Raw genomic sequence first — 14,415 nt, 5'->3', positions numbered from 1 at the left:
TTGTATAACAGACCTGTAAAAAGCAGAATTTGAAAATTACTGACGATATATTTTCTGAAAATCATACTTTTATATGCATATAATATATCCTTATGGACTCAATTCAGGAGTTAATCAAATTACTCAACACTGTCGATAAGAGGCTTTTCAGGAAGTTTTTACAGCGGAAAAACAAAAGAGGCGATGTGAAAAATTTGCAGTTACTTGATTTGATAGAAACTGACGATATAAATGGCTTAAAAAAGCTTTACGAACCGGATAAAAACAATGATGCATACTATGCTTTACGTAAAAGGCTGCAGGATAATTTACTGCTGTTTTTATCTCAGAAAGCCTTTGAAAGCAACAGTTCTGAAACCTATGAGGCGTTGCGCCTGGTGGTAGTAGGGCGTTTTTTATTAGAAAATGATGTATTTAAGATAGCATTTAAATGTTTAGATAAGGCCGAGCGGCTGGCCGAGCATTTGGAGCAGTTTAACCTGCTGAACGAGATTTTGCTGTTAAAACTGCAGTATGCCCATCTGCCGGGAGCTGAAGACCTTGATACTTTAACATCGCGATTTCTGGGGAACCAGGCGCATATGTTACGCGAGGCCAAACTCAATATGGCCTATGCCTTTTTAAGGCAGGAGTTGCAGGAGATACACCTGAAAGGGAAGATCGTTAATTTAACCACCCTGATGCTAACGACGATCCGGAAATACAAAATTTCCGAACAGGACCTGATGACCTATAAGTCCATTTATCAAATTCTTTTCATTGCGAATGAATACGCGGCGATACAGCAGAATTATGGGTTGATAGAGCGTTATATCACCCGGACGAATCAATTTATAAACCAGGCGGATAAAAAGCCGGCTTATCTTTTTTACCATATATCCATCTTGTATTATTTAGCAAACTTTCATTTACGGCGAAAAGATTTTGCAAAGAGTGCCTCCTATCTTAAGGAAATGATGGATCTAATGGCGACGGACAATCGTTATTATACGTTGTTTTATTTACGCTATCAGTTACTATCTGCGCTCAACCTGTTCTTTACGGGCTTTGCCGGCGATGCGATCCTGCTATTGCAGGAGTCACTCTCCCATACAAAGCATACGTCTAAGCCGGAAGATGTAGAGGATTTACGAATATGCCTGACCATGTTTTTAGCCCTGTGTAATGACCGGGGAAGTTTGAAGCATCTGAAATTACTAACGCGCACCGATACCTGGTACGAAAAAAGAATGGGCATGTTATGGGCCATTCGAAAAAATCTGATGGAAATTCTGGTCCATGCACAGTTCTCTAACATCGAGCTTGCCATGTCCCGGATAATAAGCTTCCGGCGCCGCTATAAGAAATATCTGCTGAAAACGTCAGAAGAACGCGTGTTATCATATCTGAGGTTGGTTGAAAAATATCTGCTAAAACCCGATGTGGCTTTTGATTCGGCGTATAGAAGGGAGGTTTTAACCCTGCTTAGCAAGGCTGAAAATAACGATATCTTCACGTTGAGCTTTATTGCCTGGTTAATAGCGCGCTGGGAGAAAGAAACGGCTTGTAAAGTTGTGCTGACACTTATACAGGATAACAACTATGTGCAATAATATGTAGCTAAGTATAATGAATATGCATTGCAGTTGCTACATGCCGGTTACCATAGATATACAATGACTACAAAAGCCCTGAATAGAAACGTTTGAGGCTTTTTTGCGTTTATCTGAAAACCTAAATCGTTAGATTAGCGAAAAAACGCACGCTATGCTACGCAATCTGCTTCTGGTTACCTATCGCAATCTGATCAAAAACAGGTCTTACACATTAATTAATGTGGTTGGTTTAAGTTTAGGGCTTGCCGCATTTATTGTGATAAGCGCATACGTACATTTCGAGAAGAGTTTTGATAAAATGTACCCCGGCGGTAACAACATTTACCGTGTGGAAAGCCAGTTTTACAGGTCGGGGGAGCTTACCGATAGCTGGGCAACCGCCACCAACGGTTACGCAAAGGCCATGTATGATAACCTGCCGGGGATAGCCAGTTATGCCCGCATTAGCTGGAATGATAACGAACGTGTAGTGCGCTACCAAAATGTAAAATACCGCGAGCAGCGCGTGTGTTTTGCCGATAGTAATTTTGTTTCTTTTTTCGGGCTACCGCTGCTTAAAGGCGATGCGTCATCGGCATTAAAAGATGTTAACAGCGTGGTCATATCAGCATCCGAGGCAAAAAAATACTTTGGCAATGCAGATGCTGCCATGGGGAAAATGATGCAGTTATCGTCGAGGTTTAACAGTTACAACTGTATGGTTACCGGTGTATTTAAAGATCTGCCGGCTAATTCAACGCTGCAATTTAATATGCTGGTATCGTGGGCCACATCACCTGCCTGGATCAAAGAATTTTGGTACCAGCATGAAAATTATACCTTTTTAAAACTCAAGCCGGGTGCAACAGCAGCCAGCATCGAACAAAAATTTCCGGCGCTTGCCGAGCGTTTTAAAACTGAGGCCCCTTTAAAGGAACTTAAATGGAGTGTAAAACTGGTGCCCCTTGCCGAGATCCACCTGAATACTGCGAAACCTTATGAAATGGAAACGAAGGGCAACAGACGGGCTGTAAACTTCCTGGCAATAATGGCGTACGGCATCTTGCTTATTGCCTGTATCAATTATATTAACCTGGCTACTACAAAGTCTGTTGACAGGGCGCGCGAGATCGGGATAAGAAAAGTTAACGGGGCTCACACCTCTCAACTTATACTTCAATTTTTTATAGAATCATTTATCATTAACCTGATATCGCTTGGCGTTGCTGCGTTGCTGGTAATATTTATCAGCTACCTGCTGCAGCAAATATCGGGCGATACCCAAACCTACCGTTTATTGGTAGATGACAACCTGCTTATCAAAGTTGCCCTTGTTTTTATGGGCAGCATATTGCTATCGGGCGTTTACCCGGCAACTGTATTGTCACGGTTGCAACCTATTAAGGTGCTCAAAGGCCGGTTTGCGTTTTCAAAAAGTGGCGTGTGGTTGCGTAAGGCAATGGTGTCTTTTCAATTCGCGGCATCACTGCTGTTGTTGGCAGGCACGTTTGCTGTTTACAGGCAGCTATCGTATATGAGCAGTCAGGAAACCGGGATAAACTTAAAACAGACTGTAGTTATAAAAGCCCCCTCTAATACAGACAATTACATACAAAAAGTTAACAGCTTTAAAAATAGCGCTACGAATGTTGCGGGCGTAAAGGCAATTAGTGTATCGGGCGCGGTACCCGGCAAGCAGGTTGGTATGGCGGCGGCCTGCCGCAGATACGGCACCTCAAAATCTGACGAACGGACTTACGAGATGTTGCGGGTTGATTTCGATTTCATGAAGATGTATCAATTACAGCTTATTACCGGCCGAAGCTACGATAGCGCCAATACCGGCGACTCCACAAAAGTGATACTTAACGAAGCGGCGGTTAAACAATTCGGGTTTAAATCGCCCCAGGATGCTGTTGGCAAAAAAATCTGGATAGAATCTTTAGATAAAGAACCCAATGAGGTAATTGGGGTGGTAAAGGATTATCACCAGCAATCATTAAAAGAGGCCTATACCGCAACCGTACTTTTTATGGACCCTAAACTTACCTGGGTACCACTCAAGTATATATCTGTGCAGATAGATCAGGCGCAAATGGAGGCATCTAATCAAACCCTCAGTAAGTTATGGACTGATTTTTTTCCTGATTCATCCTTTGATTATTTTTTCCTGGATGATTTTTATGCCAAGCAATACGAGCAGGATATACATTTCGGGCAGGTGTTTATGCTCTTCTCATCTATGGCGATAGTAATTGCCTGCCTGGGCCTGTTTGGTTTAACAGCCTACTCAACCGCCAGGCGCAAAAAAGAGATCGGCGTTCGTAAGGTATTGGGTGCATCGGCCCAAAGCATTATACAACTTTTAACAAACGATCTGTTAAAGCTTATACTCGCGGCAAGCGTGGTTGCCTTGCCTGTAGCAGGGGTACTTATTTATCAATGGCTGCAAGGCTACGCATTTAAAGTACAAATAACCTGGTGGCAATTTGTAGTGCCGGTTGTAATATTAATGCTTATATCATTTTCGGCAACTATTTATCTTACCTATAAGGCGGCGCTTACAAACCCTGTAAAAACCCTGCGCGATGAGTGATATATTCGGGTGAGACTGTATTTGTAATACTATTCCGCTTTGTGAGCAATTTCTTTAATTACCATATCAAGTTCATTTGCGCTGGTAATGAGTTTGTCATGGAGTTGACGCACATCCGGCCTAACTTCCATATCTGCTAAAAGATAGGAAATGCCTATAATATTGGCTAAAGGTTTCCTTACCCCATGTGACTGTATAAAGCTAATTTCGGATAGCTTCATGTTTTTAGTTTCAATCTCGGTTTGAGCAGAAACCAGTTCGGTGATATTATAGCCAATGCAAAAAACACCCTCAGGTTCGTTTTTCTCACTAAATATCCCCTGCATTTCCCATTGGGTAATAACAAAGCCTCCTTCACCATCATGCTTACGCAATGTTGCAGGAATAAGAATGCCCGGTTTTTGAAAGCACTTCATGCCCGCCTCCGCGCAGATTGCGACATCATCGGGATGCATGGTAGTAGAGAAGTGCTTGCCCAGCAATGATTTTTCTGATAGCGCAAAGTTACGATTGTAATTATCACTCACATAGCTATAATGACTATCCAGGCCAATGGCAATGGTATAGAAAAAAGACGAACTACTCAAAAAATTATTGATCTCTTTGAAATACTGCATAGATTGTGTTATTTACATAGAACCCATTACTGTCTGGTTGGTTTGATATTAATATTTCAGTGGCATTATTAACTCGCTTTTAAGCGGATGTAAAAGTATAAGGAGGCCGGGCAGTGTTTTTGGTTCAACCATTTGGCATAAAAGCCATCTATAGCCAATTGGTGTGTTCTGTAAAGCGAACTGGTTGATAATTGATATATTGTACAAAGCGTGGCTGTGTTGAGGTGTTGGGGCTGCTTCCGTGCAGCAGCGCCTGTTGCCATATAATGAAATCGCCTGTTTTGCCTGTAAGGGGCTTGCTGCCAAGTGCATGCAGGTCCTGCTGTCGCGGGTCGGCACCGGCCGGCAACGAGTTAAGCCAACTTTCTATACGATGCTGAAACCCGGGTACCAATGTAAAAGCGCCCTGGTTAGCTGCTGTATCACTAAGATATAAAATACCCTGCAAGCCAAAGGGAATTGGAAGTTCGAGGCTACAATCCCAATGAAGGTCCGGGCCCGGGAATTTCCAGCTTTCGGTTTCCGGCGGGTTAAAACCCACCCGGTCATTATTCATCCAAATATTCTTTGTTTGCCACAGTTGCTCAAACGCCCCGCGTATCTTATACGAGCTGCGGTTTTTGGTTAATATTGGATGCTGAAACAACTGCACCATAATACCCTGGCGGGCGGGGTTTGGCTTGTACCAGGTATCTGGCTGGTCTTGCTTAATCCCCAAAAAATCGCAAATAACGTTAATGGCTTGTTTGCAATCATCTTCCGGTACAGCGTTCTTAATTAACAAGTAACCGTTTTTTTCAAAAAACAACAGATCTTCGGCTGAGAGAACAGGGGCTGTAGCCCAGGCTTGAGCTTCTTCACTATCAAATATCCTGTTAAAACGATCAAGGGTGTCGCTATCGGGTATGCCTGCAGTATCAATTATCCAATCTTCAAAATCCTCGAATGAGAGGGCGTTTTGATAGATATGTGTAATCGTTTGTTCGAGGCCTAAGCTAAGTGCCCCTAACAGTACTTTATTGAGTTGCCATTCATCCTGTAATATCGTACCTGCCTTGCCACTACGATTAAGCTGGGTTGCCTGCCAAAATCTTTTTAACTGTTTAATTTTTAGCTTCCCCGTTTCGTGCGGCGAGGGCAAAACCATCTCAGGATTCATTATTTAAATAGATAAGGTTTGAATAATTACCACATATAATTATAAGCAGAATAATTCAATTATTATCTGAATGTTTTTGTACACTTTGTATACAGCAAAGATTTTGCACTATGGTAGCGTTTTTAATGCCCGGTTCGTATTGTAATAGATTGCAGGTGCGATCCTATTATATTTAACCTTATGACCCCTAAATTAAACGCATTATTGTTGTATATCTTTATTGCAATATTACTAACAACCGGCATTGGCTTATTTGGCTATTTATTCTATCATATCCTGGCCTGTTGCACATCGTCTATAATGGTGCTTATAGTAACTCTTTTAATTATTTTTGCCCTGATCATTTTTGCCCTGTGCCTTCGTAACGATATCAGAAATAAATATAAAAACCATACCCGCTTTTAACCCTTGCGGATTATTCAAATAAAAAAGGGTAGGTACTCGTCGCGTTAAACCCCACTAATGCCATCTCCCTCATTCGTCTTATCCGGGTGATGATAATATACATCCTGCTGTGGGTACGGTATTACAATGCCATTCACCCTAAATGCAGTGGTAATGGCCATAATAATATCGCTGCGGATGGCGTGGGCCTCATTAATATTCTTTGGCCAAAACTGTATCTTGATATCAATAGCGCTGTTATTAAACTGTTCGTATTGTACAACCGGCCCCTTGTGCTTACTGATGCGATCGTCGGCGTTTAAGATCTCGTTCAAGATCTGTTTCGTTTTTTCGAGGTCGGAGTTGTATGCCACGCCAACCATAACAGACATCCGCTTACGGTTACCACCAAGCGACCAGTTGGTTAAATGAGAGTTTAGCAGATCGCCGTTAGGCATCACTACATCAGCGCCATCCCAGGTAGCAATTACACTGCTCCTAAAACCGATGGATTTCATGGTGCCGCCTTGCCCGTCAACATCAACTATATCGCCAACGTTAACCGGCTTTTCAAAAGCGATAATAAGCCCGCTTACTAAATTGTTCACAAGCGTTTGTAAGCCAAAACCAATACCCACCCCCAACGCGCCTAAAACAATGGTTATCCTATCCATAGGGATGCCGGCTGCCGCAATAGCCAAAAATAAGCCAATGCTGAGAATGGTAATGCGAATGAGCAATAACCAGCTGCCAACCCCCCCTTTACCATCCCTGTCTTTATCAGAAGAAAGGTGCTTATCCGAAGCAAAATAGGATACTACTTTTGAAATAATAACCGAAACAGCCATAATAACAATAAATAACACCAGGGTATTGATGCTAAAGGTATAATCGCCAAGGGTGCGCTCCCGGCTAAAGAACTCCCTGAGTGGCTTGGCAATAAATTCAAACCCGGCAAAGTTACGCCCGAAGAGGACCATCCAGCCAATAACCAGCAATACATAAAATAACGCCGGTGCTTTTTTACCAACTTTATCAAAGTTCAGGTAAAAAAGTTTGCGATCCTGCTGCCGATATACATTAAACGCCAGGAATAGCCCCTCGTTAATCAGCCTTACCGTCCACAAGAAAAGGATGGAAATAATAACATTTAAAAAGCCGGCTATCATCAATGCTTTAGACAGATTGTACCGCCCCAATATATTTGCAAGTGCAGAAAACACTTCAAGTACCGCCATAAAACCAATTGATATTAATATCCACTTTTCGCGAAGTTCATTTATGCGGCCCTTTAAAATTACAAGGGTGCCGACAATAACTCCCGATATAGAAATGATTAGCATGACCCACCGCTCGACTCGGGTTGCCTGTAATATCAGGTTATCAATTGTTGCTGCCATAAAAAGCGCCACCATAATAAGCCAAACATTTATCCAATATTTAGTGATAAAGTTTTTAAACAATATGGTCAGGCAAATGCAGCCTATCGCCCAGATAATAACACTTAAAATAAAGGGAGGCGAGAAAAAAACAAACTGAAAAAGGTTAACAACGATGAGTATTGCCGATAACAGCGGATACCTAAGCACAAGTTGACCTTCAAAGCTGGCATCCAGCAGCTTGTTTTCTATATAAATACTTTTTAATGATCGTAAATAGATAAAGGCTACTATTACTAAAAGCGCCATTATTATCAGTTTGCCACTATTGTTTTGTACATAAAACGACAGCGTGAGTATGGCCTTGGCTTTTGCCTGTGAAAGGATCTGATCAAACGGCCTGTAATAGCCAACCCTTCCCCAAATGTTATCAAATTCTCTTTTGAACGTATTCCCTGCCATTTGCCGTTGATATAGTTCAATTTCTTCAAGCCTGGTTTGTAGTTTAAACACCTCCAGGTTTACTTTGTTAAGCAACGTCTGTATATTTCCATTGGCTTGTTTAAGGGCACTATCAACGGGATGCACCTCGTAAGCAACAACCACTAATTGCTGTAGATACTTTGTAAGAACTGCCGAGTCTGTAGGGAATTTAAATAATGACGGTATACTTGAAAGCGAATCTAACTCGTACCTGAATGTGCTAAGTGTATGGTGATGCAGATCGAGCCTGGCTTTGCGGGCAGTTGCCTTGTTCAACAATTCGGTAAGTATTTTAGAGGTTGCGGTAAGGTTTCTGAATGTTTGCGCTGTGCCTTTATTTGTAAATACGCCGTCTCCGGCTACTTCATAATCTTTTATTATTAACGCCAATTGTGCCTTAATCCCTACAGTATCAACCCCTGTTTTAAGATAGATTTTTGCTTTCTGTATTGTCTTTTTTATTTCTTCTAAGATCTTGTTTTGCGCAATTACTGCTTTATCTGCATTAAACTCATCAGCACTTTTTTTGGCTTCGGCCTTTGCAAATAATTGCATTTTGGTCACAAAGTCTATCCTGGCTGCCGCTGTATCTTTTATTACTGCATCCTTTTTTTGGGCATATGATGGCAGGCCGATAAGCGTACATGCAAACGAAATGAGCAGACAATATGCGGCTGTTTTTATCATAAATAAAGATTACTGCCCGTGTAGATATTATAAAATTAATAGATATTATATTGAAATCAAATATAATATTGCCTTGTACGAAATATTTATTGAAACACTTATATTTGATATAACAAACCACACACCCCTATGAAAAAAGTTTATTTACTTATTATTACCTGTTTAATTTCGCTTTGTTCGTTTGCGCAAACCAAGACTGCTGCTAAGCAGGATGTTATTTTAAAGACCAACGGCGACGAAATGAAAGGGAAGGTAACACGGATAACTGATACCGATGTTACGTTTATTTACCAGGGCGAGACACTGGAATATACCATCAAAAAATCGGACATCCTAAAGATCACCCATTCAAGCGGCAGGGTAGAGATGATCAGTCAGCCTTCAGTGCCTGCGCAAGACAGGCAAAAGGATGCCGTAAGCATGACGGCCACCCCTGTTGACCACCATAACAAAATAGCCATACTGCCTTTTACCTATTTACTGGATAACCAACCGGGGGCTGAGCAAATTGGCTATAAGGCCCAGGAGGATACATACACTATGCTATCCCAGCACTCTGCCGGTTATACTATTTTAGACCCGCGCACAACCAATGCCTTACTGGTTAAGGCCGGGGCCACCAGGGATAAAATGATGGGCTTCACCATGAAAGAGATCTGCGATATACTGGGGGTTGAATATGTAATTGATGGCACTGTTATGCAAACCAAGGGTATGCAAACCAGCAGCACAAGCGGCAGTTCAAATACAACCGTTAAACGCGATGGTGATAAAGACGTAAAAGGAGTATCAACCTATGGCTCTAATTACAGCAATGCTGCTCAACGCTATGAAGTGGCCGTAAGCCTGCATATTTATATGGATACCAATGCCAGCATTTATAATCAAAGCCATAAAGCCTTCTGGACAAATACCGACGGATCATACAGCAGCCCGCTTGAATATTTGCTGAAAAGATGCCCGCTTTACAAAAAGTAAGCTTAAGCTAAATTACGCGGTATAATAAAACAGGTAATAAATTTTCCACGAAAATCGGATGCGAAACTATCGGTTTTAAGTTTCTAAAAAGCCTCAAATTTTTCAATTTGAGGCTTTTGTATTTAATCTGTTTTCCCATAAATGGTAAAAAGTGTCGGAATCTGAGATTTGTTATTTCACCATCAAGGCTTCTCCCTCAAAAACTACCCCCGGCCAGCCATGTGCTATAAATTGCCTTATATTTTGATGATCTGCAGCATTGGGGTTCTCCAGCACCGACAGGTAATGTTCGGCAAACAGGTAAAGCGTATCTTCTGCAGTTAAATTATTGAGCCGGGCAAAGGCAAATACTTTAGCACTACCCTGGTTTTGTGTTGCCTCGTTATACGCTTCGCCATTTTTAAATGCGGTTGGTTGGTGCCAGTAACGCGTCTGGATAAAATCAATAACATCATTAAAAGTTACCGAGTTTTCCTTTAACCCTGTAATTAAGCCTCTTAGTTGTTCTTCCATCTAAAATTATATTTCGCCGAAAATAACTAACACAGCCTCCAGATGCAATAAGCATTGCTTATCCTTTATAGCATACTGGTTTATTAACCTTTCAAATTCTCTTTAAAAAAATCAATGGTGCGTTTCCAGGCAAGCTCTGCGGCGGCTTTGTCGTACCGTGGCGTGGTATCGTTATGGAAACCGTGGTTGGCTCCCTCATAAATAAAAGCCTGGTATTTTTTGTTATTTGCTTTAAGCGCGGCTTCGTAAGCCGGCCAGCCCGCGGTAATGCGGGTATCAAGCGATGCATAATGCAATAGTAATGGCGCTTTAATTTTTGGTACATCCTCTACAGCGGGCTGGCTTCCATAAAAAGGAACCGCTGCTGCCAGGTCGGGGATGCGAACGGCCATCATATTGGCAATGCCGCCGCCATAGCAAAAGCCTACAACGCCTACTTTGCCATTACAGTCTTTATGATTTTTAAGGTAGTTGTATGCGTCTATAAAATTTTGTTCCATTTCTCCTTTATCGCGGGTGGCCTGCATTTCGCGGCCCTTATCATCATTTCCCGGGTAGCCGCCAAGCGGGGTTAAAGCATCTGGTGCAAGAGAGATAAACCCGGCCAGGGCTGCGCGCCTTGCCACATCTTCAATATAGGGGTTCAGCCCCCGGTTCTCATGAACCACAATGATGCCGCCAAGTTTGCCTTTTACATCATCCGGTTTTGATAATAACCCTTTAATATCCCCGCCACCTTTTGGCGATGGGTAAGTAATATACTCTGATTTTAAACGCGGGTCATCCGCCTTAACCTGAATGTTCCCCTTATAATCGGGCATCAGGAAGCTCATTAAAGCGGGTACGGTTAAGCCTCCCACTGCATACAAGGAGAGCTTTTCCATAAATGTGCGCCTGTTTAGGCGGCTGTGCGCATAGTCGTCATACAGGTCAAAAACTTCCTGTTTAATGTCTTCTTTTTTTATCTGGCTCATAATAAAAAGGCTTTACTCAAATTTAATCATTCCCGGCAATGCTACAGCATCTGATTTGTAACAGTGTAGCTACCGGCAATGTTTTAGCATACAGGCTGTTAGTTGGCCTTTACCTTTAGCCAGCCGGTAATGCTCATTCTTGGTAAATGGGTTACCAAAACCTCATGCTCCAGCTCGGTACTTTTAAAAAACACGCTTTTGCCCGCATTTGGTGAAATATCCTGCGACCCACTTTCCTGGTAAATACGCAGAGCCCCTCCATCAACTTCGGCATTTAAATAAATGATCATGGAGAATGCCCTGGTGCCGTTCTGTTTAAAATTATCAATGTGGCGTTTATAAAAACTTCCCTTTTCGTAAAGTGTATAATGAAACTCGTAGCCGGTAATGCCTGTATAACAGCTACTGTTCAGGTAACTCACAAAGCGGTCCATCAGGTCAAAAAAGTCGTTTTCATGAATATCGTTGTGGATGCGGTCTAACCAGTAGATCTTATCGCTTCGTATCAGTTTATTATGGCTAACCAAAGGGTTGTTACCAGTCCCGGCAGCAAGCAGTTTATCGCCGGCATGCAGCGTGGTAATGTTATTTACCAAATGCGCCGCCAGTGCTTTGCTGACAAAGTTTTTCACCGTACCGATGTTTGTTGCCAGGTAACTGTCGATGAGTTCGTTAAATATGATTTCCAATTGGAGTAAGGTACACTTAATAAACCCGGGAAAGGTGTTTGAGAAAATATAATAGTAACAGATAACAATGCGGCGGCCTTGTTGTTACCTATCTATATCTTTGAATATCAAAATAGATGTATGGAAATTAAACGTATTGGCTCACAGGCATCAGGTAAAGGCCCCGCAGAATATTTTACAGGAACAGTGCGCATCGATCCACTTTTTTCACCGCCAGCTCCGGCCCGCGTGGCTATGGCGCTTGTTACTTTTGAACCAGGCGCACGTACTGCGTGGCATACCCATCCGCTTGGCCAAACACTTATTGTTACTGCCGGGAGCGGCCGTGTACAGCGCGAGGGCGGGCCTATAGAAGAGATACGGCAGGGTGATGTAGTATGGTTTGCGCCCAATGAAAAGCACTGGCACGGGGCATCGGCCACCACAGCCATGAGCCATATTGCCATACAGGAAAAGCTAAGCGGTTCGCCGGTTGATTGGATGGAACAGGTTACAGATGAGGAATACGGTAAATAGTAACGGATTGCTTATTTAAACCACTATAAATTAGTAGTTTAATACTATATCGCATCGGAAGTTTCCTTTGTCCCTTTTTTCAATTCATCATTTTTTTCCCGCTTACTTTTGCTGATAAGCTCTTTACTTTTAGCCAAATCGGTATAGGTTATTGTAAACAAGCTTCCGCGTCCTACCTCTATTTCCGTATTATGCTTTATCCACTTAAATGATTCTGTGTATTCTTTTTTAACAGATACACCAGCTCCATATTTTTTATTCATCGCCCTAACCACATATTCCGAATCCCCCCATCAATCATAGCTATTTCAATTTGATACAATTTCCCATCCTCATAAAACGGTTTAAAAACGGTTTCCATTTTTTTTCCTTCAAAATACAAGGTGTGTGGATATCCACCAACAATAACAGAGCTTCCTAATAAGGTTACTGTATACGCTACCACACCTTTTGTTTTACCGTCTTTAATTAATTTTTGGATATGAGCCTGTGTTTTCTTTTTACTATCTCTCAATGTAAATCCAAGAAAAATGGTATCATTAAACCTTTTTAATGTATCTAAATGGATTTTAAGCTTTTGCTCATACGTTAATGGTTTAGGAGCTTCTTTAATCGGTTGTTTTTGGATCGGGCCGACGTCGTTGCATGACGACATTATTAACGTTGCGACTATCGCAATCAGAAGGCGAAATTTCATGACAATAATGGTTAGGATACTATCAAATATATTTATTTATCTAGAAACATCCCTGTCTTATTTTATCAGTTAAAAAGGGACAACCGGCGACGCAAAACGGTTGGAATATAATATTAACTACGAATCTGCAGAAAAAAATAAAGCGCCCGTCCGGAACCCTTTATTTTTGCAGATCTTCTTTATAAGAAGTTTTCCGGTTGGAAAACTGTCGACAATAAAAGAAAACTTAATAGTTTTTCCACTACGGGATCAGGAACTTGCAGTGCAGGCTTTTCGGTAACCTTTTTCCAGATAGAATACCCTCCATAAATAAACATGCATGCAATAAAAACATACACCCATACCGGGATATTACGCCCCGCGATGATCAGGTACATATAGGGCAGGCTAAAACTTACTGCCGCAAATAGCACAACGGTAATAATAGGTTTCTTTGCCCGTAAATTTCTTAACAGCAGCCCAATAAAAGTAAAAAAGGATAATTTACTCACTAAATAAAGGCAGCCCAGCAACAGGGGGTCTACATCGTGTTTATCGCCTAAGGCAATTATCCAGTCTTTTAAAAGGGTAAGGTAGTGGGTCATTAATGCAATGTATGAATAACAAGTTACTTAACGGTAGTTTAAAGGAAATCGCATATTATTTTTTACTTAGTTCCTGTTTTCTTTTCGCACTTAAATATTTACGTACCGGAATATCATAAAATACCATTACCAAATAAGCCAAACCAACCAAAAGCACCATACTTATTATAATAATAACAGCCAGTTGCCCGGGGCCGGGCTTATGGGCTACATAATAATTTGCAAACATCCATATTACGGCGTAGTGGGTCATGTATAGGGGGTATGATATATTGCCCGAAAACACACAAAGCTTTTTTAGCCCCGGCGCAAGTGTTGCCCCGGCACCCAACGCCACCAATAACGGGAAATAAAGTAAAACAACCAATGGCTCGGTTACCCAGTTCCATTTTGTAAAGGGCATTAAAAAGGCCAGCATAAGCAATACTGCTATGCCCATAAAGCCCCTGCGGTAAATAAGCAGCCCCGCTAAAAACGAGTAACTAATGCGCGCGCAGCCATCCCAAAAGTTACCCTTGCCCCAGCCGCCCATAATATTGCCTGCATGGTAGGTAACAAAACAAAGTACCACAGCAGCAAATATGG

Annotated in this window: 15 protein-coding genes; 5 read left to right on the top strand and 10 right to left on the bottom strand. The window is 41.8% G+C overall.

Features of this window, described 5'->3' with window-relative positions:
• The first annotated feature begins 92 nt into the window (after positions 1–92).
• Both WC615_RS18635 and WC615_RS18630 read left to right on the top strand, forming a co-directional pair.
• On the top strand, positions 93–1,592 hold the full coding sequence (locus WC615_RS18635) for a hypothetical protein (protein ID WP_372979574.1): 1,500 nt from the start codon (positions 93–95) through the stop codon (positions 1,590–1,592).
• A gap of 154 nt (positions 1,593–1,746) precedes the next feature.
• A complete protein-coding gene (locus WC615_RS18630) occupies positions 1,747–4,170 on the top strand; it encodes an ABC transporter permease (protein WP_372979573.1) in 2,424 nt (807 codons plus the stop codon).
• A gap of 29 nt (positions 4,171–4,199) precedes the next feature.
• Here WC615_RS18630 and WC615_RS18625 read toward each other — a convergent pair whose 3' ends face one another.
• Together WC615_RS18625 and WC615_RS18620 are read right to left on the bottom strand one after the other, a co-directional pair.
• A complete protein-coding gene (locus WC615_RS18625; protein ID WP_372979572.1) occupies positions 4,200–4,787 on the bottom strand; it encodes a hypothetical protein in 588 nt (195 codons plus the stop codon).
• Between the two features lie 148 nt (positions 4,788–4,935).
• The gene (locus WC615_RS18620; RefSeq protein ID WP_372979571.1) at positions 4,936–5,946 is read right to left on the bottom strand and encodes a phytanoyl-CoA dioxygenase family protein; all 1,011 of its coding nucleotides are present in this window, start codon (positions 5,944–5,946) and stop codon (positions 4,936–4,938) included.
• Positions 5,947–6,126: 180 nt separating this feature from the next.
• Here WC615_RS18620 and WC615_RS18615 point away from each other — a divergent pair, with 180 nt between their 5' ends.
• Positions 6,127–6,351: a hypothetical protein gene (locus tag WC615_RS18615; protein ID WP_372979570.1), complete on the top strand. Its 225-nt coding sequence runs from the start codon at positions 6,127–6,129 to the stop codon at positions 6,349–6,351.
• Positions 6,352–6,395: 44 nt separating this feature from the next.
• Here WC615_RS18615 and WC615_RS18610 read toward each other — a convergent pair whose 3' ends face one another.
• On the bottom strand, positions 6,396–8,879 hold the full coding sequence (locus WC615_RS18610) for a mechanosensitive ion channel family protein (RefSeq protein WP_372979569.1): 2,484 nt from the start codon (positions 8,877–8,879) through the stop codon (positions 6,396–6,398).
• A gap of 129 nt (positions 8,880–9,008) precedes the next feature.
• Here WC615_RS18610 and WC615_RS18605 point away from each other — a divergent pair, with 129 nt between their 5' ends.
• Entirely contained in the window at positions 9,009–9,857 is an 849-nt protein-coding gene (locus tag WC615_RS18605; RefSeq protein ID WP_372979568.1) for a FlgO family outer membrane protein, read from the top strand.
• 171 nt (positions 9,858–10,028) lie between these two features.
• Here WC615_RS18605 and WC615_RS18600 read toward each other — a convergent pair whose 3' ends face one another.
• The 3 genes from WC615_RS18600 to WC615_RS18590 all read right to left on the bottom strand — a co-directional run bounded on the left by WC615_RS18600 (position 10,029) and on the right by WC615_RS18590 (position 12,033).
• On the bottom strand, positions 10,029–10,370 hold the full coding sequence (locus WC615_RS18600; protein ID WP_372979567.1) for a HopJ type III effector protein: 342 nt from the start codon (positions 10,368–10,370) through the stop codon (positions 10,029–10,031).
• 83 nt (positions 10,371–10,453) lie between these two features.
• Entirely contained in the window at positions 10,454–11,344 is an 891-nt protein-coding gene (locus WC615_RS18595) for a dienelactone hydrolase family protein (protein WP_372979566.1), read from the bottom strand.
• Positions 11,345–11,442: 98 nt separating this feature from the next.
• A complete protein-coding gene (locus tag WC615_RS18590) occupies positions 11,443–12,033 on the bottom strand; it encodes a 2OG-Fe(II) oxygenase (RefSeq protein ID WP_372979565.1) in 591 nt (196 codons plus the stop codon).
• 120 nt (positions 12,034–12,153) lie between these two features.
• Between WC615_RS18590 and WC615_RS18585 the strand changes: the two genes are divergently transcribed.
• Positions 12,154–12,549 carry a cupin domain-containing protein gene (locus tag WC615_RS18585; protein WP_372979564.1) on the top strand — a complete coding sequence of 132 codons (396 nt, stop codon included), beginning with the start codon at positions 12,154–12,156 and terminating at the stop codon, positions 12,547–12,549.
• Positions 12,550–12,593: 44 nt separating this feature from the next.
• Here WC615_RS18585 and WC615_RS18580 read toward each other — a convergent pair whose 3' ends face one another.
• The 4 genes from WC615_RS18580 to WC615_RS18565 all read right to left on the bottom strand — a co-directional run.
• Positions 12,594–12,812, bottom strand: a complete 219-nt coding sequence (locus WC615_RS18580; protein ID WP_372979563.1) for a hypothetical protein — start codon at positions 12,810–12,812, stop codon at positions 12,594–12,596.
• On the bottom strand, positions 12,809–13,246 hold the full coding sequence (locus WC615_RS18575) for a hypothetical protein (protein WP_372979562.1): 438 nt from the start codon (positions 13,244–13,246) through the stop codon (positions 12,809–12,811). Before WC615_RS18575 ends, WC615_RS18580 begins: the two co-directional genes overlap by 4 nt.
• 179 nt (positions 13,247–13,425) lie before the next feature.
• Positions 13,426–13,830: a hypothetical protein gene (locus WC615_RS18570; protein WP_372979561.1), complete on the bottom strand. Its 405-nt coding sequence runs from the start codon at positions 13,828–13,830 to the stop codon at positions 13,426–13,428.
• Between the two features lie 55 nt (positions 13,831–13,885).
• On the bottom strand, positions 13,886–14,415 hold a 530-nt coding region (locus WC615_RS18565; RefSeq protein WP_372979560.1), incomplete at its 5' end, for an acyltransferase family protein.

Source organism: Mucilaginibacter sp. (assembly GCF_041663085.1).
Lineage (GTDB): Bacteria > Bacteroidota > Bacteroidia > Sphingobacteriales > Sphingobacteriaceae > Mucilaginibacter.
The sequence above is the reverse complement of the archived record's forward strand: the minus strand, read 5'-3'. Positions and strand labels throughout refer to the sequence as shown.

Bases quoted from the DNA above. Each gene is read 5' to 3' on its own strand.
- WC615_RS18615 (WP_372979570.1), top strand. From the start codon at position 6,127: ATGACCCCTAAATTAAACGCATTATTGTTGTATATCTTTATTGCAATA.
- WC615_RS18595 (WP_372979566.1), bottom strand. From the start codon at position 11,344: ATGAGCCAGATAAAAAAAGAAGACATTAAACAGGAAGTTTTTGACCTG.
- WC615_RS18575 (WP_372979562.1), bottom strand. From the start codon at position 13,246: ATGAAATTTCGCCTTCTGATTGCGATAGTCGCAACGTTAATAATGTCG.
- WC615_RS18620 (WP_372979571.1), bottom strand. From the start codon at position 5,946: ATGAATCCTGAGATGGTTTTGCCCTCGCCGCACGAAACGGGGAAGCTA.
- WC615_RS18610 (WP_372979569.1), bottom strand. From the start codon at position 8,879: ATGATAAAAACAGCCGCATATTGTCTGCTCATTTCGTTTGCATGTACG.
- WC615_RS18600 (WP_372979567.1), bottom strand. From the start codon at position 10,370: ATGGAAGAACAACTAAGAGGCTTAATTACAGGGTTAAAGGAAAACTCG.
- WC615_RS18635 (WP_372979574.1), top strand. From the start codon at position 93: ATGGACTCAATTCAGGAGTTAATCAAATTACTCAACACTGTCGATAAG.
- WC615_RS18605 (WP_372979568.1), top strand. From the start codon at position 9,009: ATGAAAAAAGTTTATTTACTTATTATTACCTGTTTAATTTCGCTTTGT.
- WC615_RS18580 (WP_372979563.1), bottom strand. From the start codon at position 12,812: ATGAATAAAAAATATGGAGCTGGTGTATCTGTTAAAAAAGAATACACA.
- WC615_RS18630 (WP_372979573.1), top strand. From the start codon at position 1,747: ATGCTACGCAATCTGCTTCTGGTTACCTATCGCAATCTGATCAAAAAC.
- WC615_RS18585 (WP_372979564.1), top strand. From the start codon at position 12,154: ATGGAAATTAAACGTATTGGCTCACAGGCATCAGGTAAAGGCCCCGCA.
- WC615_RS18570 (WP_372979561.1), bottom strand. From the start codon at position 13,830: ATGACCCACTACCTTACCCTTTTAAAAGACTGGATAATTGCCTTAGGC.
- WC615_RS18625 (WP_372979572.1), bottom strand. From the start codon at position 4,787: ATGCAGTATTTCAAAGAGATCAATAATTTTTTGAGTAGTTCGTCTTTT.